Raw genomic sequence first — 19,693 nt, 5'->3', positions numbered from 1 at the left:
GTCCCTCCCTCACAGAACGTTGGAAAGCCGGCCGTACAGGAGCTCGTCCACACCGTCGGCGTAGATGTCGCCCTTGCCGTCGATCCGGAGCTGGTATTGCGCGAGGTTCTGGGTGGCGTGACCCCAGATCTGCTGTCCTCCCTTTTCGACGTCGTAGCGTCCATAGTGACCGGGGCAGCTCAGCGACCTATCCTCCTTCGAGTAGCTCAGAGGGAAGCCCTTGTGCGGGCACACGGTCGAGAACCCAACGATATCGCCGTCGGGACCAATTCCGCCCTCCACGCGGGTGCCGAGCTTGATCAGCACGCCCGGCGCGTCCGCATCCGGATACGCCACGTCCATGGGCTCATTCGTTTTGAGCTGAGACACGTTGGCCAGGCGGCTCGATGGATATGCGACGCGGGCTTGGGACGGGGCAGCCTGAGCGGGCGTCGACATCGCGCTCGCGGCCACGGCGCCGGCGGCGGCCACCGTTGCGCCGCTTAGAAATCGGCGCCTGCCGGCGTCGACCATCAGATCGCACTTTTTCATGAGGGCTTCTCCCGGGTGATGCGCGGATCATTGGGCTGATCCGTTCATCTCTGGACTTCAATTCCCGGGCCAGAAGCGCGAACGGTCTAAGTTCTTGAAGTCTCTAGGACGCGCTGCAGCAAGCCGTCCAATTATCCGAACGTTCACAAAGCGAGATGTTCAGAATACTGAACGTGTCAGACCGCGTTGATGCCGAAACGGCGCATGCGATCCCACAGCGTGGTTCGCGAGACACCGAGCAGCTTCGCCGCTTCGGCGATCTGCCCGCCCGTATCCTTGAGCGCGCGCTCGATCTCCTGTTGTTCCGCGGCGTCACGTGCCTCGGCGAGCGATCTTCCGGACGGCTGGCTCGCGCTGCGCATCGTCTCGGGAAACAGGTCGACCGGCATAAGCCATGGGCCCGTCGCCAACGCGACCGCCCTGTCGAGGCGATTCCGCAGCTCGCGCACGTTGCCGGGCCAGGGGTGAGCCAGAGCGGCACTTTCGGCGCCGCTACTCAGTCCGCGCAGGTCCGGATTTGCGCTGGCAAGTTCGGTGAAGAACCGATGTATGAGAAGCTGAACGTCTTCCGGCCGCTCGCGAAGCGGCGGAATAGCGACCGCGACGACGTTGATGCGGTAGTACAGGTCTTCACGAAACCGCCCCGCGGCGACTTCCGCCCCCAAATCCCGATTGGTGGCGCAAACGACGCGCGCCCGGAACGGGACGATGGCTTCGCCGCCCAGGCGGTAGAAGCGGCGTTCGTCGAGCAGCCGAAGCAGCTTTGCCTGAAGTTGCAGTGGTAGCTCCGCGACCTCGTCGAGAAAGAGGGTCCCGGATTGGGCACGCTCCGCATACCCGAGGTGCCTGCTGTTGGCGCCCGTGAAGGCGCCCTTCTCGTGTCCGAAGACCTCGCTCTCGAGCAGACTGTCCGGGATGGCGGCGCAGTTGACTGCCACGAATGGCCGGAAAGCGGCATCCGAAATGTTGTGGAGGTGGCGTGCGCAGACCTCCTTGCCAGAGCCGGTCTCGCCGGTGAACAGCACAGGCGTATTACGGCCGGCCATGCGGGCGAGCAGTTCCTCGATGCGGCGCATCTGCTGCGACAGTCCCAATACGCCGTCCGGAACCGCCGGCCTACGGCCGATCAGAGCGCGGGCGCGCGATATCAGATCGTCGAGTTCGAATGGCTTGGTCACGTAGTCGCCCGCGCCGGCCCTGATGAGAGCCACCGCATGGTCGATCTGGCCGTATGCGGTCATGAACAGAAACGGCGGGGCGGCACTTTCGCCGCTCACTTTCCGGAAGATGTCCTCACCCGACATGTCCGGCAAACGGATGTCGCAGATGACAAGATCGGGGGCACCTCGCCTCAGGCCCGCGAGAGCTTCCTGGCCGCTGCGCCACCACTCGACCTTGCAGCCCTCCAGCTCCAGGTACTGGTTGAGGGATTCTCCCATGATCGGATCGTCTTCGATCACAGCGATGGACACTGACTCAGGCAACATTGCGCTGCTCCTCCCCCGAGCCATCGGGTATCGCTATGGAGATTGCCGTTCCGCCGCCGGCCGGATGCTCGACTCGGATGGAGCCGCCGACTTCCAGAACGAGACGCCGAATGATCCAAAGGCCAAGGCCGGGCTCTCCGGGCCGCGGCGCGGCATCCGCTTCACGGCTTTCGAGGTAGCTGACCCTATCCTGGTCGAGTCCGGCGCCTTCGTCGCTCACTGTCAGGACTAGGCTGCCGTCCACCAGCCCCGCTTCGAATGCGATACGGCCGGCGGGCGCGCTTGCTTGGCACGCGTTGAGCAGCAGATTAAGCGCGGTCTGACGGACGGCATTCGCTCTGACGGGAATCTCGCCGGGAAGCTCGTTCGCCCACGACAGCGAAAGGTTTCTGCGATCGAGCTCGGGACCGATCAGAAGACGCAGGTCCTCGATGTCGCTTGGCTTGAGCGGACGCATCGCGGTGTCGACACGGTGGGTCACCAATGCGGACCTCACGACGTCGCGGATGCCCGCGAGCCCCCGCTCGAGAAGAGAGAGTGCACGCTCCCGAACCCCGAGCTGATGGCCATGTCGCCGAAGCGTCTCGATCGCGTTGAACATGCCTCCCAGGGGATTGTTGATTTCGTGGGCCATCCCGGAGGCAAGACGGCCGAGGCTAGTGAGGCGTTGCTCTTCCGCGACGCGAGCAGCCAGCGCCTCACGCTCGTTCCATGATCGCACCATCATGTTGTAGTGTCTGAATAGGCGACCGAACTCCGAACTGGGCGGCCCGACATCCTCATCTGCGATGCACAGCAGTTCGCCGGACTGCCCCCGCCTGAAATGCGTGGTCAAGAGCTGCACCGGTCGCAGCATTCTGCGCACCGCGATGAAGCCGACCGCCGCGACGAGCATAGTGATGGCGATATTGGTCGCGACCAACGTCCAGAGCACGTCCCGCCGCTCCTTGAATCGAGCGCCGACGTCGAATTGCGTGTAGATCACCCCGATGCGACGCCCCTGATCGAGCAGCACGCGGCGGACGCCGGCACGCTCGGCCTGCTCGTCAAGCCAGCTATCGTTTGCGTCCGCAAACCGATCGACGATCGACTTCGGCACGGGTGCAAAGGCCGGCACGGTACGGGGATCGAAGGAAGCCAGGACGATGCCGTCGGGTTCCGCCACCACCGTCTCGAGAATTGTCAAGCCGCGGTACAGTGAACGAGCGCGGTCGAGATTGTCGAACGTCTCCCAGGCGTCCCCACGGATCACCCCAGGCATCACCGACGACGAAAGCCCGTCCAGGTAGGCGGCGGTCAATTCCCGGAAATGGCGATCCTGGGTCTCGGCGAGCCTCTTGAGCACCTGATCTGTGAGCACCACCCCGATGGCGACCATGAGCAGCGCCACAAGCGCAGGGACCTTGATCACGACCGGCAGATTCGATCTCAGGTCAAAGCGAGCGCTCATCCGAGGCTCCGAACATAGTTCATCTTCGCCCCAATCGTGTCGAACAGGGATGGATCGCTTCTCGTGAAACCGTCGAGATGCAGCATCTGCAGCACCCGACGGGCTTCTGGATCGGAGGACATCCCGACGAACGCTGCGGCCAACGCATCGACCGAAAGCCCGCTCGGGCGGTTCTTTCCGCACGCCACCGGCGGAAATCCTAGCCATTCCGATTGTCGCAACACGCGAGTCGGAGTGGTTAGATCGGGCTCTACGATGCTGAGGACTTCCCACACGTAGCCGTCGACGGATCCGCTGTCCGCCAGCCCGGAGGCGACTGCGCGGACGACATTGCGATGACCATAGGTGAAGAAGTGATGCCTGAAGAAATCCTCCGGCTTGGTGTGCAGATCCGTGAGGAGGGCTCGCGTGACGAGGAAGCCGGAATTGCTGTCGGGATCGGAGAACGCGTGCGTGTCGCCCTTCAGATCCTCGAACGAGTCGGCCTTGCGGCGGGCGTCGACGATTACGTAGGACTGGTAAAGTGGACGGCCCTTCCACACCGGTACCGCTACCAGATCGAGCTGCTCGCGAAATTGGACGTAGGGGTAGCCGCAGATCCAGGCAGCATCAATTTGTCCGTTTACCAGGAGGAGCGTGATCTCCTGGTAGGTTCGGCGCGTGAGGATCTGGACTTCCCTGCTCCAAATGCGCTCAAGATAAGAGCGGAGTGTCGCCAACAGCTCCAGGTCGGAAGTCAGAAGCACGGGCGTGAGCCCAATCTGCACCGGCCGCGGATCAGCCGCTACGGCGCGTCTGCCCTTAAGAGCAATCGTACTCGCCGCTAGTCCGGATAGGACTACGCGCCTCGTGACTCGCTTTCTATTCGCATGTGATGCAGGAGCCTGCCTTTGACGCAAACCCATGGCGATCCCTCCTAGAGCATCGTCGCCCCTTTTTTCTTAGAGAGTATCGAATGGCGTCTAGCGCGGCAACGAATATGACAAGCATGTGACAGTGAGGTATTGAGATAGCTCAAGCAACAGCTCACCGGCGCGCGTCTCAAGGACCTGCGGGAGCTCGGCGCCACTCTGTGGTTGACAGAATGCTGTAATATCCATAAGTCTAGAAATATGGATAATGAAGAAGCGGTCTTGGCGCTCGCCGCGCTCGCTCAGCCCACTCGGCTGAACGCATTTCGTATTCTGGCAAGTCATGAGCCGGAGGGTCTGTCGGCCGGAGAGCTTGCTCGCGCCCTGGAAGTTCCCCAGAACACGCTCTCGGCGCACCTTTCGATCCTTTCAAGGGCGGACCTCGTCACCTCGGAGCGACACAGCCGGTCGATCATCTATCGCGCCAATCTTGCCGAATTCCAGAAGGTGGCGCTGTTTCTGCTGCAGGACTGCTGCGGCGGCCGGCCGGAAGTCTGCGCACCATTGATTGAAAGCCTTGCGCCTTGCTGTCCTCCGAAAAAGAAAAGGGAGCGAAGCCGTGTCTGATCACCTCTACAACGTTCTCTTCCTCTGCACCGGCAACTCCGCCCGTTCAATCATGGCGGAATCGATCCTGCGAAAGAATGCCGGCGGCCGCTTCCGGGCGTTCTCGGCAGGCAGCACGCCGAAGGGCGCGGTCAACCCGCTGGCGCTACGCACTCTCCAAAGCCTGGACTATCCGACCGACGGCTTGCGCTCGAAGAGCTGGCTCGAGTTCGCCGCCCCCGATGCACCCGTCATGGATTTCGTCTTCACGGTCTGCGACAACGCCGCCGGTGAGACCTGTCCGGTGTGGCCTGGACAGCCGATGACCGCTCACTGGGGCATCGAGGATCCCGCCGCAGTCGAAGGTATTGATCTCCAGAAGGAGGCGGCATTCGTGACCGCCTTCCGGTACCTGAAGAATCGCATCGGTACCTTCACCAATCTTCCTCTGCGCAGCATCGACAAACTGTCGCTCGGCACCAAGTTGCGCGAGATCGGCCGGTCGGAAGGCGCGAGTTCATCCCGCAACGACGTGGCCTGACACATGAGCATCTTCGAACGTTACCTCACACTTTGGGTTGCCCTCTGCATCGTCGCCGGCGTCGTGCTCGGCCACTTCATGCCTAGCTTCTTCGGAGTGGTTGCAGCCGCGGAAGTGGCCAAGGTCAATTTGCCAGTGGCAGTCCTGATCTGGCTGATGATCGTGCCGATGCTGCTGAAGATCGACTTCGGTGCTTTGAGCCAGGTCCGAGAGCACTGGCGCGGCGTGGGGGTTACCCTGTTCATCAATTGGGCCGTCAAACCGTTCTCGATGGCGCTTCTCGGCTCCTTCTTCATCGGCAACGTGTTCGCGCCGATGCTGCCGTCCGCGCAGATCCCATCCTACATCGCGGGTCTGATCCTGCTCGCAGCCGCTCCTTGCACCGCGATGGTGTTCGTCTGGTCGAACCTGTGCGAAGGAGAGCCTCACTACACGCTCAGCCAGGTCGCATTGAATGACGTGATCATGGTCTTCCTGTTCGCGCCGCTGGTGGGGCTTCTGCTCGGTGTAGCCTCCATCAGCGTTCCCTGGGCGACGCTTCTGCTCTCGGTCGTCCTGTACATCGTTGTGCCGGTCGTCGTAGCGCAGGCCTGGAGGACGTCCCTTCTCGCCGCTGGCGGTGGTGCCTTCGAGCGGACCATGCGGAGGCTGCAGCCATTGTCGCTTGTTGCTCTGCTGGCGACGCTAGTTCTGCTGTTCGGTTTCCAGGGCGAGCAGATCGTCAAGCAGCCGGTCGTGATTGCGATCCTCGCCGTGCCGATTCTGATCCAGGTCTATCTCAACGCCGGTCTCGCCTACTGGCTGAGCCGGCGCTTCGGCGTCGCCTGGTGTGTCGCTGCACCTGCGGCGCTGATCGGCGCCAGCAACTTTTTCGAGCTCGCGGTTGCTGCTGCCATCAGCCTGTTCGGACTAGACTCCGGAGCTGCGCTCGCGACCGTGGTGGGCGTGCTGGTCGAAGTGCCCATGATGCTGTCGGTGGTCCGCATCGTGAAGGCGACTCGCGGCTGGTATGAATCCGGAGCGAATGCGGCCAAGCCCGCGATGGAGGCTCACAGATGACCATTACGATCTACCACAATCCAGATTGCGGTACGTCCCGCAACACGCTCGCTATGATCCGGCAAAGCGGCATCGAGCCTGAGATCATCGAGTACCTCAAGACGCCGCCGTCGCGCGATAAGCTCCAGGAGCTCATCACCACCATGGGAATTCCGGTTCGCGACCTGTTGCGCGAGAAGGGAACGCCCTACAAAGAACTCGGCCTCGACGATCCGAAGTGGACCGACGACGAACTGCTGGATTTCATGATCGCGCACCCGATCCTGATCAATCGCCCGATCGTCGTCACGCCGAAGGGCGTCCGGTTGTGCAGACCGTCGGAAGCGGTCATCGATCTCCTTAACGGCCCGTTCGGGCGGTTCGTCAAGGAGGATGGCGAGGTCATCGAGCCCAGATGAGCCGGTACAACGACCGCATTAGATCGCTCGGTCGAAGGTGATGCCGGGCGCAGTGTCCGACGGCTTAATCGCCAGAGGGCGGGCCTCAGGCGTGCCCGGAACACACCATCGATACCTATTTTGTTGTTGCCTCGTAGCCCGTTGGTCACTCCCATCCGTTGATCCATCGCAACAGAGGAGCTCGCGGCGTTGCTATTGAATCTCCGCGGGTATCCCATCGCAAAGCGATGCAACGATGCGTTCATTTTGAACGCAATGCTCGTCGCACCCATCGGACTGACGGCAATTGCATGACTGCAGCGTCTGCAGGACAGCTTATTATGTCTCACTTTCGCGCGCTGAAAGCCCCGACGCCGTATCTGTTTTTCACCGGGAAGGGTGGCGTCGGTAAGACGTCGCTCGCATGTGCCACCGCTGTTGGCCTCGCCGACCGTGGACTACGCGTTCTTCTCGTCAGTACCGACCCAGCGTCGAACCTGGACGAGATGCTCGAAGTCACTTTGACTGATCGCCCAGCGCCGGTGGCAAACGTGGCCGGACTTTCGGCGATGAATATCGATCCCGAAGCTGCTGCCGAGAGCTATCGCAGCCGGGTCCTCGAACAGCTCGGACCGGAAGTCACCGCCGGTGAGCGGTCGACTGTGCGCGAGCAGCTCTCCGGAGCTTGCACCACCGAAATAGCCGCCTTCGACGAGTTCGTGGGACTGCTGGACGGCGATATGGCAGGATTCGATCACATCATATTCGATACGGCCCCGACCGGCCACACTCTACGGCTGCTCAGCCTGCCAAAGGCATGGACCGGCTTTCTCAAGGACAATGACCGAGGAGCGTCCTGCCTCGGGCCGCATTCAGGCTTGAAGATGCAGGAGGACCGCTTTCGCAAGGCGCTCGCGGCATTAGGCGATTCCGAGCGGACCACTATCGTTCTCGTCACCCGCGCCGACAAGGGGGCCATCCGTGAGGCGGCCAGAACATCGGGCGAACTCGATGCGCTCAATCTCTCGAACCAGCTCCTCGTGGTGAACGGGCGCTTCCACGCCGCGGATCCAACTGACGTCGTCGCGGCTGCCCTTGAGCGGGATCAGGACGAGGCACTAGCGGCAATGCCTGCGTCGCTCACGAAACTTCCGCGAGAGGAAGTCCCGTTGCTTGGTTTCGACATCGTGGGTCTGACGGCTCTGAGGGCGCTTCTGTCGTCCTCCAGCCAGCCTTCAGTAGCTGCGAGCATGCCGAACCTGGAACCGGTTGACCTGCCGGGCCTGGACCGGTTGGTCGATGACATCGCGCGGGATAAGCACGGCCTCATCATGGTCATGGGCAAGGGCGGCGTCGGAAAGACGACGATTGCTGCCGCCATTGCCGTGGGATTGGCCAAGCGGGGTCATGCCGTCCACCTCAGCACCACCGATCCCGCAGCTCATGTCGCTTTCGTGGTCGATGGCGCCATGCCTGGCCTCACCGTTGACCGGATCGACCCTCGGGTCGAGACGGAGCGGTATGTCGCGAAAATCCTGGCAAGTCGGGGTCGTGATCTGGACGAGCAAGGCAAAGCTCTGCTGCTCGAAGACCTCGCTTCGCCATGTACCGAGGAAGTCGCCGTCTTCCATGCCTTCTCGCACGTTGTTGCGGAGGCCCGTAGCGACTTCGTCGTGCTCGATACGGCGCCCACGGGCCACACGCTACTCCTGCTGGATGCGACCGGGGCCTATCATCGCCAGATGACAAGCCAACTTGCGCCAAGCGGAGCCGGGCGTATCGTCACCCCGCTAATGAGGCTGCAAGACCCCACCTACACAAGGGTGATCCTGGTGACGCTGCCGGAGACGACTCCGGTTTCAGAGGCCGCTGCTCTTCAGGAGGACTTGCGGCGCGCCCGCATTGAGCCATTCGGCTGGGTAATCAACAAATGCCTGATTGCATCGGGAACTCACGATCCCCTGCTGCGATCGCGGCTCGTCAGAGAGCGGACTCAGATCGCTCGCGTTCGGAACGGCCTCGCAGAGCGGGCATTCATGATCGGTTGGCGAACCAAGTCTCCTGTTGGCGTGAGGGAGCTTGCGGCGCTGTCGTGATGACGGCGCCTTCCGACCTACGCGACCGGCGGCGAGATCGATGTGGGCGGCCACGCGGTGGGTGGCTTGGAGGCTCGGTTACCAACCTCAGCTTGGACAACCATGGTTCGAGCTGATCTCGGGAGTACCCATCTACTTCCCGCCAGCATTCTTCTGGTGGTGGTACGCCTATGACGCGTATGCGCCGCAGGTCTTCGCAGAGGGGGCTTACATCGCGTCGTCTGGCGGATTCATCTCGATCACGGTTGCCGTTGGCATGTCGGTATGGCGGGCGCGCGAAGCCAAGACTGCCGCGACCTACGGTTCAGCTCGCTGGGCGACGCATCAGGAGATTCGGGCTGCCGGCCTTACCGGCCCTGATGGTGTCGTGCTCGGGCGTTTCGAGCAAAATTACCTGCGTCATGATGGACCGGAACATGTGCTGTGCTTCGCGCCGACCAGGTCCGGTAAAGGCGTCGGTCCGGTGGTGCCAACGCTGCTGACCTGGCCGGCAGCTGCATCGTTCACGACATCAAGGGCGAGAACTGGACCCTGACCTCGGGCTTCCGAGCCCAACACGGCCGGGTCTTGCTGTTCGATCCGACCAACGCGAAGTCAGCCGCCTATAATCCATTGCTGGAGGTGAGGCGCGGCGAGTGGGAGGTGCGCGACGTGCCGCTGCACTTTGATGAGTTCGACCTGTAGGTCGTGCAGCAAGCGCGATAGGTCTTGCCGCTTTCGTGTTGTGCGGGTCGTCTTTTGGATGATTTCGACATTTGCTGACATCTGATGGCGTAGGCTCAAAAATAGCTCGCGCCTGACTTGGTGTCAGTCGGAATCAATATCGGCTGATTGGGTGCGGCGACCCGCAGGGGCGTCGCACCTACTCAACCTCGCAGCTCACCGCTCCTTGTCGCCCATGTGGTGCGGCGTCGACGTCGCGGGTCCGCCGCGGTAGTGGTGACCGCCAGTGCCCTGGGTCTTGGTGGAGACGCCGACCGTCTCCTTCTTGCCCATATGGTGGGGGACTTCGGTCTTCGGCCCTCCCTGATAGTGATGGCCGTTCTTTTCGGTGTCGGATGATCCGGTCTGCGCCATCGCTGGCAACGCAATGAGCGACAGGGCCGCGGCAGCGGCAAGAATTTTGGGAAGGGTCATATTGGCTTCTCCATTGTGAAACTTGGACGACAGATGTCGGGTCGCGGTCTTGCGTGAAGATCCCAGACGAAGCTCGTTTGCGCTGTGAAAAAATCCACATCAGCGAACGGATCGCTGACGATAAGAAACCGCGCAGGAAGCAATTTAGAGTTGGGATCGCTTCTAAGATTGACTTGCATCAATCGGTAGCCGGTAAAAATCGGCACTCATTGCAACCAATCAACTGATCAGCGGGAGGGTTCCATGAAACGTCTGGCACTGCCTGTCGCATTGCTGCTTGCAACGGCGAGCACAACGTCCTGGGCGCAATCGGCCGCCGATCACGAAGCGCACCATCCTGACCAGAAGGGGGCGCCCGCCGCCGCACAACCTCAGTCGCCTGCCGGCCAGCCCGGAATGATGGGACAAGGCATGATGGGTGGCAGGGGCATGATGGGCGGCAACATGCCCATGGCGAACATGATGCAGATGATGGGGCAGTCGGGTGCTGAAGGGGGCTGCGCTGGCATGAGCGGGTTGGCCACCATCGACCGGGTCGAGGGACGGATTGCTTTCCTGAAGACCGAGCTCAAGATCACCGATGCGCAGGACGCCGCCTGGAATGCCTTCGCCGACGCACTCCGCACCAACGCAAAGAGCCTTGGCGAGGTGCGCGCCTCGATGATGCCGCAGACGGGGGCTGGGCAGCAAGGCTTGGTCGATCGTCTTGCGCTGCAGGAGAAGTGGCTGGCTGCGCGCCTGGAAGGCACCCGCGCGATGAAGTCGGCGCTGACAAACCTCGTCGGCACCCTTTCCGACGAACAGAAGAAAACCGCCGACGAACTCCTGGCGCCACATATGGGCATGAACGCGATGGCGCGCATGATGCCGTCCGGCCAGATGCAACCGGGAATGATGACCCAGGGTCAGGGACGGTAAGGCTCCGACTCGCCCATTGGAGGGCTGCCATGGCCCACGCTTTCCTCCCTGAGACCCTCCGCGAACGCAGATCGCAGGCTGGTCCAGTGGTCAGGCCATTGGCGGATTCTGCCGAACCGGCCGCCGGTGCCGCTCCGACGGCCGCCATCGGCGTGTGGCCTGGCGACAACATCACGCCGCCCCATCAGGCGCTCGGCTGGATTCCGAGTGTTTACTCCGACACGGACGACCTGAAGCGGGCGGGCCAGCGCATCGTCTATCTCATCAACCCGCATGTCGGGCATCTCGGCATCTTCGTATCCGCGAGCGTCGCGCGTCTCGACCGAGCCGCGCTCTCTAATCCCAATCAACTCTGTCAAACAGCCTGCCGCTCGCCGCAGCCTTGCTCACGGTCATGCCGCCGCGATCCCGCGGCCGTGTCGGCCCGAGCTCTGCTGCAGTTGGCGTCCTCGTCAGACGAGAGGGCGCGGGGAAGGCCGGGTGCTGGTCGCACCCGCGGTCCGCGTGCAGCAAAAAAGCACGCGGCAGAACCACAGGTACGGCCGAACATCCGGCCTTCCCCGCGCGATGGCTTTACGGCTTATACGCGATCTCCCCGGGGACCGGCTGTCTTGCCCCCGTCGCCCGCTGCGCTCGTCATGAGCGCCGCGACCTTGACGCCAGCATCGGGGCGCCAGGACCACGCGACTTCGCCGTCCGCAGCTCATCAGTCGTCGCGCAAAAGCGCCTGACGAAGCCGCGGCCACCGCATCCCCGCCTCACGTGCCGTGACGATCGCGATACGCCCCTCTCGGCGAAGCAGGATGGCGGGAATAAAATCACTGATTTGGGGGTGGTGTCAATAAATATTCTGGTATTCAGAATTTATGGCTTGCGCCGCTGTCGTGCCGCATCAGTTGATCACATGAGTTGGCCGCCATCAAACTCACCATTGATGACGACCTGCTTCCCGAGCACGACGAAACATCGCCGCTTGGCGCTCGCAAGAAACGCGCGGAAAAAAGTGCAGCGTCAACGTAGTCCCAATCTAAACTCTGACTGAGAGCCCGCTCCGATGGCACAGCCGGTCTATCACCAGCTCCGGAAATCCTAGAGCGTTCGGGCAATCGCGTCGTGCCAATTGCAGCTGAATGCAAGAAGGCGATATGCACTTCCGCTCGTCCGCTATCGGACTTTCAATAACACTGCCAGTCGAATGCCCATTTCCGTGGGTCGCGTTGGCTGCGGGCGAAATACGCAGTGCCGCTGTCTCCCCACATCCAGCCAGCCTCGCTTTCGCTATCGATTTGGATGGCAAACGAGAAGTCGTCATCGCTGTCCTGATGGTACCACCACGGCTCCGACTGAACGCAGCTGGGCCAACCTCCCAATTTGGTCGCATGTATGCGTGGGAAATTCATTTCATAATAAGTGTCGCGGAGATTGTCTGGAAGGTCGAGCGGCAGGAGATCGTGCGTCGGCGAGTCGGGTGTGACATTGCTCCAGAGAACTTGGGTGTCACGGATCGTGGAGCCGTGTGACGGCGCAACGAGCGGGACAAGCGCGTCAACAGAAGGATACTTCCTTAAGCACCAACTCGCTCCCTTTCCTTCACCCGGATCTCGCAGCCACGGAAACTCGGCCTCCATGAAGTGGAACGAAATGAACAAGGCAATGAGTTCAATATCGGCGAGGCTGTTCGGACGCCAGGGAGCCTCCGTCAGGTTCAGTTGGCACAGGGGCCAGAGCGGCTTTTCGCGCCACGTCGGCCAATGCTCCCCGGGTAAGCAAACATCGACCCGGCCAAAGGCCGAGGCGAGCTGGTTCCTATCTGGTGAAAGGGAGCCACCAACCTTGATCGGCACACACGGTCGTTCAAGCTGCCGCTGCCATTCGATCCACTCTGAGGCACTCGATGTTGGCATTGAACCGGTCCTTCGCTACGGCGGTCCCGGATATGTGACACAGCTCCTTGGCCCAGTCATGGTCGTTTGGTCATCCATGGGCATGTCTGGCATGGGGTAAGGGCGGCAGGAGCCCGTCGGAGAAAAAATGCAGCGTCACCGTAACCCGGTTTCCACAAAGCCGCAGCGGCTTTCCGATCGACTTTGGGGATGATGGTGACATTGTACTCGGAACCTGGTGGGGAATACGGTGCAGTGCACGAAACTCTGATTGATCGTTTGCTTTCGCCTGCTATCGCGTGACGCCCTGTCGCTTCCGCCCGGCTGAATGCGCCAGGGGTTACGGTGGGTTACGGTGACGCTGCACTAAACTTTGCCAACGACGCCGAGGCATCTGGCACGCCGAGGCCCACACCCGCGAACAAGCCGGCCGATCAGGAGCCGAAATAGCGGCTAGATGTCGATGTGACCTCTCTCACAGCCCGCCGCGCGATTGCGCGTCAATGTAGTCCCATGTGGTCCTGGCACGCCGAACACGCGAGGTGATGACATGCGCTGGAGTGACTCAGCCAAGGGATTTGCGGTGGTCGTGGTGGTGACTGTCGCCGGATATCTGTCCACGACCTATGTCGACCACCGATTTGCCGCGCTTGATGCATCCTCGGATGCGACAACGAGCCCGGCCCCGACAGCCTCCGCTTGCGTCGGCGAAGACGGGCGCTGGCACAATTGGCCATGGGCGAATGTGCCGATGCTCTCGCCGGCGTGTCGGCAAAATCGATAGCACGTAGGGCGGATGAGCGGAGCGTAATCCGCCATGCGGGATCATCGATGTCGGCTTTGGACCGTCGGCCGCAAGCTCGATGAGCAACCCCTCGCCGATCAAGCTGGTCCACGGCAGGAACGAGCTTCCTCCAGGAATGAGCGCCGACGGCTGTTGGCAAGCAGCGTAAGCTGGCGGATTACGCTTCGCTCATCCGCCCTACGAACTACGAACGGTCGGACTCTTTCTGACTCAAAGTCACAGGCATCCCACGACAGCCACGAATCGCCTTTGACTCCAGGTTGCCAAAGTGATCATCTTCTCCATTGACGGGAGAGGCGGGCTCCAGCCAATCACACGCACCCAGGGAGGCGATGATGAACGGCAACAACAACAAGCTCGTGGCGGAGGGGATCGGGACGTTCTGGCTCACGTTCGGCGGTTGCGGCAGTGCGGTGATCGCGGCCGGCGTGCCGGATGTCGGGATCGGCATGCTCGGCGTGTCGCTCGCGTTTGGGCTCACCGTGGTGACCATGGCCTATGCGATCGGGCACATCTCGGGCTGTCATCTCAATCCGGCTGTCACGGTGGGGCTGGCCTGCGGCGGGCGGTTCCCGACCGGGCTGATTGTGCCCTACATCGTCGCGCAGGTGGTCGGCGCGATCGTTGGCGCGGCCGTGCTGTATGCGATCGCCAGCGGGGCGCCGGACTTCAGCACGGCGAGCGGCTTTGCCGCCAATGGCTATGCGGAGCATTCGCCCGGCAAATATGGGTTAGGGGCCTGCCTGCTCAGCGAGTTCGTGCTGACGATGATGTTCCTGTTCGTCATCATGGGCGCGACCCATGGCAAGGCGCCGGTGGGATTTGCGCCGCTGGCGATCGGGCTTGCGCTGACGCTCATTCACCTGATCAGCATCCACGTCACCAACACCTCGGTGAACCCGGCGCGCAGCACCGGGCCGGCGCTGTTCGTCGGCGGCTGGGCGCTGGCGCAGCTCTGGCTGTTCTGGGTGGCGCCGCTGCTCGGCGGCGCGGCCGGCGGCTTCATCTATCGCTGGCTGAGCCCGGAGCCGGCCGGCGAGGTGACCGGCGAGCGGACGGGGCAGGGCGCGGTCGCGAAAAGCGTCTAGGAAGATCTCCTCACGCGGTTGGATCGGGCCGCGTCACGGCCGATGCCGCGGTCGCGCCGCTCTTGATCCCCACCGGCTCTGTTGGATAATGCGCGCCTTGTCAGCGTTCACGATCTTGCAGGTGCGGTGATGAGTCGGGGGAACAAGGAGCCGCTGTCCGATCGCGTCGCCAGGGCGGCCGAGGCAGTGCTGGCCGAACAACACTATGTCAGCGTCGCCGACCTGTTCTGTGGCCTCGGCTGGCTCGATGCGAGCTTGCTGGAGCAGTGGCGGCGCGGGCAGGTCGGCTCGCTGGAGGAGGTCACGCGCTCCGGTCTCCCGCGCATCAAGGAGGCGATGACGCATGTTCGTGCCTGGGCGCTCGCCAAGGGGCTGAGCCCGAGCGAGACCGCCTATGTCGCACAGACGCCACGCCGGCAGCCGCTGCGGTTCAGCCGCAGCAATGATCCGCAACTTGAAGAGCTGTTCCGGACGCACTGGGTCTCGCCGGCGCTCTCCGAGAAGAAGCGCGAGCGTGTGGCAGCGAAGGCGAGCCGGGTGCCGGAGCTGGTGGCGATCCTGCCGACGCGGGACGGTTGGAGCTGTCATCGCTGCGGCGGGACCGGCGATTTCCTGATGATGGAGGACGGTGGTCCGGCATGCCTCTCATGCGTTGGTCTCGGCGATCTCGTCTTTCTGCCCGCGGGCAACGCGCTGCTGTCGCGGCGGGCCAAGGCGAAGAGCAAGCGCCATGCGGTCGTGGTGCGCTTCAGCCGGACGCGTGGGCGATACGAGCGGCAGGGGCTGCTGGTCGAGCCGCAGGTGCTGGCCGAGCTGGGCAAGGACACCGCGTGAGCACGGCGCAGGACGCGCCGCCGATCGTCTCCATGATCCCGCCGTGCTACGATGCTCGTCCGGAGCGGGGCATCCGATGCGCCTGCTCCGGCGTTCTGCTGCGACAAATGAGGCCGCAATGTTCGTCGACTTGCCCGGTGGCTGGCCGCATGATCCGAAACCGGAGCCGCCGAAGCGGCGGCTGTCGCCGCGGCGTGAAAGGCTGCTGCTCGTGCTGATCGGCTTCAACATGATGCTGCTTATGGTCGCACCTATCGGCGGTGCCACGCTGATCCACTGGCTGGTCGCCGCACTCTCGCGCTGACGCGGCGCGAGCCGCCGAGCTGTCGAGGCCGGCCTACACCTTCATGTCGATCACGGTCCGGCTCATCTCGTCGCTCGCCTTCAGCACTTTTGCATTCGCGGCAAAGCTGTATTTGGCGACGAGCTGGCTGATCATCTCCTGCGCGAGATCGACATTGGGCGCCGCGACCAGGCCGTCCTTGTTGGCGAACGGCGCCGAGGGATCGTAGCTCGCTGTGGTCCCGGAGCCTGCACGGGTGATGGTCGTCTGCGTGCCGCCGCCGGCGACGTCGCTCTGCACCAGATCGAGCGGCACATAGGCTTTCGGGGCGCCCGCAGGCAGCGTGCCGTCGGCATTGGGCAGCGCGCCGGTGCTCCGCGCATTGGCGACGTTCGAGGCGGACACCTCGAGGCGGCGCGAAGCCGCGTTCATGCCGGAAACTGCGATGGTTGCGGTGGGGCTCATGGGACGCTTGCCGACGACGATGATCCCCGCAACTAAGCCCTGCGCGTGCCAAGCAAGCGTCAACATCGGCCGCGACATTCGATCGTTCGCGGCAAGGTTTCGTTGACCATCGGCCGGTCGCCAGCGGCGGCCGACGACGCTCAGGACGATCTGTTCTGATCGTCACGCAGCAGCGCCAGGGCGCCCGCCGCGTCGTCCGCGGCGGAGACGAGCACATATTCGCCGCGCGGACGCCGCCGGTGACGACGACCGCCCGCTTCGGGCACAGGCCGAAGCAGCTCGTCATGACGACGCGCGCGGGCTTCTCGCGGGGGCCACTGCCGCGCTCACGCTCTGATGTCAGCGCATGCTTGATCGCCTTCTTGATGGCCTTCTTGGTGGCCTTGGGGTCATCGCTGCGCTTCAGGCATTTGCGGCAGACGAGCACCGGCGCGGCGCGGTTGGGGCGGACGAGGGGAGGAACAGCCATGCCTCCCAGCTAAGCGGCCTCCCGAGACGCCGCATCCCTCATGGATGGGGAGCCGTCGTGCGGCCGGCGAGGTTCCGGGGCCAGCGCGCCGGTCGTTGCGCCGCAACCTGCCGAAGTTGGGCTATTGCCCATGGTCCGAGCATATGATCTGGTCTGGGCGAGGCTGCTGCGCCCGCCTGGGGATGGCGGCGGGCTTCGGTTCCCGGCGCCGCGGCCGCCATGCCATAGTGCTGGCCGATCCGCGTCGAGCCTCTGCTTGGCCGGGGTAGCAGCGACTGGAAGGAGACCGCGCGGCGTCATGGCGGGCAGCGACAGCGACAAATCACGGCTGGACGACGCCGCCCGCGCCGGCTGGCTGTATTTCATCGCCGGCCATACCCAGGACGAGATCGCCAGGATGCTGCAGGTGTCGCGCGCCTCGGCGCAGCGGCTGGTGTCGCTGTGTCTCGCCGAGCGACTGATCACCTTCCGGCTCGAGCACCCCATCGCGTCCTGCATGGCGCTCGCCGCCCAGCTCAAGGAGCGGTTTGCGCTGGTGCATTGCGAGGTGGTGCCGACCGACCCGGCTGCGCCCACCGGATCTGCAGGAATCGCCGAACGCTGCGCCAACCTGCTGGAGACGACGTTGCGGGCCGAGACGCCGGTCATCATCGCGCTCGGAACGGGGCGGGCGGTGCGGGCCGCGGTCGAGCGCGTCACGCCGATCGACCGCCCCGAGCACCAGATCGTCTCGCTGGTCGGCAACATCCTGGCCGACGGCTCGGCGAGCTTCTTCGACACCGTCGGCCGGCTCGCCGACCGCACCGGTGCGCGGCATTATCCGATGCCGCTGCCGTTCCTGATGGGCACCGAGGACGAGCGCGACCGCATGGTCCGGCTCGATGCCATTGCCAAGGTCAAGGCGGTGGCCGACAAGGCCGATCTCAAGCTGGTCGGCATCGGCCAGATGGACCAGAAGGCGCAGATGCATGTCGACGGCTTCGTCACCCGCGACGAGCTCACCGAGATGATGCGGCTCGGCGCCATCGGCGAGATCACCGGCTGGGCCTATGACGCCAAGGGCAAGGTAATCGTCGGCGGCACCAACCGCAGGCTCACCAGCATTCCACCCGAGGTGCCGGCGCGCGCCATGACCATCGCGGCGGCGCTCGGTCCGGCGAAGGTTCCGGCGATCCGCGCTGCGCTCAAGGGGCGGCTGATCAACGGCCTGATCACCGACGAGGCCACGGCGCGCGCCGTCCTGGCGTGATAGCCTTAGGCCTGCGCCGCTGACCTCTGCGGCAACGGCGGCTCTTTCAATCCAAGGTCATTTTCTTGTCGCGCCGCACAACCTGTGCGCGCCGGCGCACGCTTGACAAAGTCTGACCGGTGTTGTGAACATCAGCTCAGCCCGTGAGCATATGTTCACGCATCGCGGGATTGAGGGAGGACACCGTGAAGACCATCTTCACTCGGACGAGCATGCTTTGCGCGCTGGCAGGCGCTGCGCTCCTGACCGCGCCCGTCATGGCCGAGACCAGCCTGACCATCGCCACCGTCAATAATGGCGACATGATCCGGATGCAGGGCCTGACCAGCGAATTCACCAAGGCCAATCCCGACATCTCCGTGAAATGGGTGACCCTGGAAGAGAACGTGCTGCGCCAGCGCGTCACCACCGACATCGCCACCAAGGGCGGCCAGTTCGACATCCTCACCATCGGCACCTACGAGGTGCCGATCTGGGCCAAGAAGAACTGGCTGGTGCCGCTCGACAAGCTCGGCGCCGACTACGACGCGAACGACATCCTGCCCAAGATCAAGGATGCGGTCTCCGTCGACGGCAAGCTCTACGCCGCGCCGTTCTACGGCGAGAGCTCGATGGCGATGTATCGCACCGACCTGTTCGACAAGGCCGGGCTGAAGATGCCGGAGAGCCCGACCTGGGACTTCGTCATCGATGCCGCCAAGAAGCTCACCGACAAGCAGGGCGGCGTGTTCGGCATCTGCCTGCGCGGCAAGGCCGGCTGGGGCGAGAACATGGCGTTCCTGACCGCGATGTCGAACTCGTTCGGCGCGCGCTGGTTCGACGAGAAATGGCAGCCGCAGTTCAACACGCCGGAATGGAAGAAGACGCTGTCGACCTATGTCGAGCTGATGAAGGAGGCCGGCCCTCCCGGCGCCAGCTCGAACGGCTTCAACGAGAACCTGGCGCTGTTCAACTCCGGCAAATGCGCGATGTGGATCGATGCCACCGTGGCGGCCTCGTTCGTGACCAACCCGAAGGAATCCAAGGTCGCCGACAAGGTCGGCTTCGCGCTGGCGCCGAACACCGGCCTCGGCAAGAACGCCAACTGGCTGTGGGCGTGGAGCCTCGCAGTGCCTGCCGGCTCGCAGAAGGTCGAGGCGGCCGAGAAGTTCATCGCCTGGGCGACCAGCAAGGACTATCTCAAGCTCGTCGCCTCCAAGGACGGCTGGGCCAACGTGCCGCCGGGCACGCGCACCTCGCTCTACAAGAACGAGGAGTATCTGAAGGTCGCGCCGTTCGCCAAGCTGACCCTGGCCTCGATCGATGCCGCCGATCCGAACAAGCCGACGGTGAAGCCGGTGCCGTATGTCGGCGTGCAATACGCCGCCATTCCGGAATTCCAGGGCATCGGCACCGCGGTGGGACAGCAGTTCTCGGCGGCACTCGCCGGCTCGATGACCGTCGATGCGGCGCTGGCGGCGGCGCAATCGTCCACCGAACGCGAGATGAAGCGCGCCGGCTACATCAAATAGGCGCGCCACGTCCATCAGCTCGAAGCCAAAACTCCTCCCGAGCTGATCACTGG

General features: G+C 63.4%; 18 protein-coding genes and 2 pseudogenes. 13 read left to right on the top strand and 7 right to left on the bottom strand.

The features are described from left to right. Positions 1–9: 9 nt before the first annotated feature. The 4 genes from QW868_RS13670 to QW868_RS13655 all read right to left on the bottom strand — a co-directional run bounded on the left by QW868_RS13670 (position 10) and on the right by QW868_RS13655 (position 4,214). Positions 10–531, bottom strand: a complete 522-nt coding sequence (locus QW868_RS13670; protein ID WP_315736019.1) for an arsenate reductase (azurin) small subunit — start codon at positions 529–531, stop codon at positions 10–12. A 176-nt stretch (positions 532–707) separates the two neighbouring features. Further along, complete coding sequence (locus QW868_RS13665; protein WP_316230750.1) at positions 708–2,018, bottom strand: sigma-54 dependent transcriptional regulator; 1,311 nt, start codon at positions 2,016–2,018, stop codon at positions 708–710. After that, entirely contained in the window at positions 2,008–3,468 is a 1,461-nt protein-coding gene (locus QW868_RS13660; RefSeq protein ID WP_316230749.1) for a HAMP domain-containing sensor histidine kinase, read from the bottom strand. Before QW868_RS13660 ends, QW868_RS13665 begins: the two co-directional genes overlap by 11 nt. After that, on the bottom strand, positions 3,465–4,214 hold the full coding sequence (locus QW868_RS13655) for a PhnD/SsuA/transferrin family substrate-binding protein (protein WP_316230748.1): 750 nt from the start codon (positions 4,212–4,214) through the stop codon (positions 3,465–3,467). The genes QW868_RS13660 and QW868_RS13655 overlap by 4 nt, the downstream gene beginning before the upstream one ends. Before the next feature lie 366 nt (positions 4,215–4,580). On the opposite strand from QW868_RS13655, the gene QW868_RS13650 reads away from it, so the two are divergent. From QW868_RS13650 to QW868_RS13625, 6 genes and pseudogenes are all read left to right on the top strand, one after another. Next, on the top strand, positions 4,581–4,946 hold the full coding sequence (locus QW868_RS13650) for a metalloregulator ArsR/SmtB family transcription factor (RefSeq protein ID WP_315736027.1): 366 nt from the start codon (positions 4,581–4,583) through the stop codon (positions 4,944–4,946). Continuing rightward, positions 4,939–5,466 (top strand): arsenate reductase ArsC, encoded by a 528-nt coding sequence (locus tag QW868_RS13645; protein ID WP_315737013.1) that lies wholly within the window; start codon positions 4,939–4,941, stop codon positions 5,464–5,466. Before QW868_RS13650 ends, QW868_RS13645 begins: the two co-directional genes overlap by 8 nt. 3 nt (positions 5,467–5,469) lie before the next feature. After that, positions 5,470–6,525 (top strand): ACR3 family arsenite efflux transporter, encoded by a 1,056-nt coding sequence (gene arsB, locus QW868_RS13640; protein ID WP_316230747.1) that lies wholly within the window; start codon positions 5,470–5,472, stop codon positions 6,523–6,525. After that, on the top strand, positions 6,522–6,923 hold the full coding sequence (gene arsC / locus QW868_RS13635; RefSeq protein WP_315773560.1) for an arsenate reductase (glutaredoxin): 402 nt from the start codon (positions 6,522–6,524) through the stop codon (positions 6,921–6,923). The genes arsB and arsC overlap by 4 nt, the downstream gene beginning before the upstream one ends. Positions 6,924–7,243: 320 nt before the next feature. After that, entirely contained in the window at positions 7,244–8,998 is a 1,755-nt protein-coding gene (gene arsA, locus QW868_RS13630; protein ID WP_316230746.1) for an arsenical pump-driving ATPase, read from the top strand. Then, positions 8,982–9,652 (top strand): annotated as a pseudogene (locus QW868_RS13625) (type IV secretory system conjugative DNA transfer family protein); the annotation flags it as partial. The gene arsA and the pseudogene QW868_RS13625, both read left to right, overlap by 17 nt. Positions 9,653–9,877: 225 nt before the next feature. Here the strand turns inward: QW868_RS13625 and QW868_RS13620 are convergent. Next, positions 9,878–10,135 (bottom strand): hypothetical protein, encoded by a 258-nt coding sequence (locus tag QW868_RS13620; protein ID WP_315736036.1) that lies wholly within the window; start codon positions 10,133–10,135, stop codon positions 9,878–9,880. Between the two features lie 243 nt (positions 10,136–10,378). Here QW868_RS13620 and QW868_RS13615 point away from each other — a divergent pair, with 243 nt between their 5' ends. Both QW868_RS13615 and QW868_RS13610 read left to right on the top strand, forming a co-directional pair. Further along, entirely contained in the window at positions 10,379–11,053 is a 675-nt protein-coding gene (locus QW868_RS13615; RefSeq protein WP_316230745.1) for a Spy/CpxP family protein refolding chaperone, read from the top strand. 161 nt (positions 11,054–11,214) lie between these two features. Then, positions 11,215–11,388, top strand: a pseudogene (locus tag QW868_RS13610) (DUF3141 domain-containing protein); the annotation flags it as partial. An 840-nt stretch (positions 11,389–12,228) separates the two neighbouring features. Here QW868_RS13610 and QW868_RS13605 read toward each other — a convergent pair. Next, the gene (locus tag QW868_RS13605) at positions 12,229–12,897 is read right to left on the bottom strand and encodes a DUF1963 domain-containing protein (protein WP_316230744.1); all 669 of its coding nucleotides are present in this window, start codon (positions 12,895–12,897) and stop codon (positions 12,229–12,231) included. Between the two features lie 1,179 nt (positions 12,898–14,076). Between QW868_RS13605 and aqpZ the strand changes: the two genes are divergently transcribed. From aqpZ to QW868_RS13590, 3 genes are all read left to right on the top strand, one after another. After that, entirely contained in the window at positions 14,077–14,829 is a 753-nt protein-coding gene (gene aqpZ / locus QW868_RS13600; RefSeq protein ID WP_316230743.1) for an aquaporin Z, read from the top strand. Positions 14,830–14,958: 129 nt separating this feature from the next. Next, positions 14,959–15,663, top strand: coding sequence for a hypothetical protein (locus tag QW868_RS13595; protein WP_316230742.1), 705 nt, complete (start codon positions 14,959–14,961; stop codon positions 15,661–15,663). Between the two features lie 118 nt (positions 15,664–15,781). Next, the gene (locus tag QW868_RS13590; protein WP_315736055.1) at positions 15,782–15,967 is read left to right on the top strand and encodes a hypothetical protein; all 186 of its coding nucleotides are present in this window, start codon (positions 15,782–15,784) and stop codon (positions 15,965–15,967) included. A 33-nt stretch (positions 15,968–16,000) separates the two neighbouring features. On the opposite strand, the gene QW868_RS13585 is transcribed toward QW868_RS13590, so the two are convergent. Then, positions 16,001–16,411: a flagellar basal body rod protein FlgC gene (locus QW868_RS13585; protein ID WP_315736057.1), complete on the bottom strand. Its 411-nt coding sequence runs from the start codon at positions 16,409–16,411 to the stop codon at positions 16,001–16,003. A gap of 767 nt (positions 16,412–17,178) precedes the next feature. Here QW868_RS13585 and QW868_RS13580 point away from each other — a divergent pair. Both QW868_RS13580 and QW868_RS13575 read left to right on the top strand, forming a co-directional pair. Further along, positions 17,179–18,129, top strand: a complete 951-nt coding sequence (locus QW868_RS13580; RefSeq protein ID WP_316230741.1) for a sugar-binding transcriptional regulator — start codon at positions 17,179–17,181, stop codon at positions 18,127–18,129. A 212-nt stretch (positions 18,130–18,341) separates the two neighbouring features. Next, positions 18,342–19,640 (top strand): sugar ABC transporter substrate-binding protein, encoded by a 1,299-nt coding sequence (locus tag QW868_RS13575; RefSeq protein ID WP_316230754.1) that lies wholly within the window; start codon positions 18,342–18,344, stop codon positions 19,638–19,640. The last annotated feature ends 53 nt before the right edge of the window (positions 19,641–19,693 follow it).

This window comes from Bradyrhizobium sp. SZCCHNR1051, assembly GCF_032489615.1.
Classification (GTDB): domain Bacteria; phylum Pseudomonadota; class Alphaproteobacteria; order Rhizobiales; family Xanthobacteraceae; genus Bradyrhizobium.
This window is presented reverse-complemented; position numbering and strand designations above follow the sequence as displayed.